General features: G+C 63.1%; 1 protein-coding gene. It reads right to left on the reverse strand.

Annotated elements, in window-relative coordinates; translation table 11 throughout:
- Window positions 1-3: 3 nt before the first annotated feature.
- Window positions 4-385 (reverse strand): c-type cytochrome (locus AC1D1Y_RS26810; protein WP_477685012.1); only part of this gene is annotated, 382 nt, incomplete at its 5' end.

Below are 385 nucleotides of genomic sequence, written 5' to 3' on the forward strand. Positions count from 1 at the left end.
CCTCTAGTGGGGTTGCGCATTGCGTATCTTGTTTATATCAAACTCACTCACCGGCGCAGCTGCATTGCCCCAGCTGCTGCGCACAAAAGTGAGCACGGAGGCGATGTCGGTATCGGACAGGGTGAGCATGAACGGGGGCATGCCATGGGGCTGAGGGTTCTGCGCGGTGGCGGGGGCGAACCCGCCATGCAACACAGTCAGCACCAGGTTGTTGGTGGTCGCCATCTGTACTGCGCGGTTGCCTGCCAGCGCGGGGTAGGCGCCCGCTTTTCCTTCGCCCTGTTTGCCATGGCATTGCGAACATTGCTTGTCGTAAATGCGCGCACCAACGGTGGACACCAGCGAGCTGCTCGGCGCGGCCGCTGGTGCGGGAGGGGTGCTGGCG

It is taken from the genome of Polaromonas sp. P1_G1, from assembly GCF_056405595.1.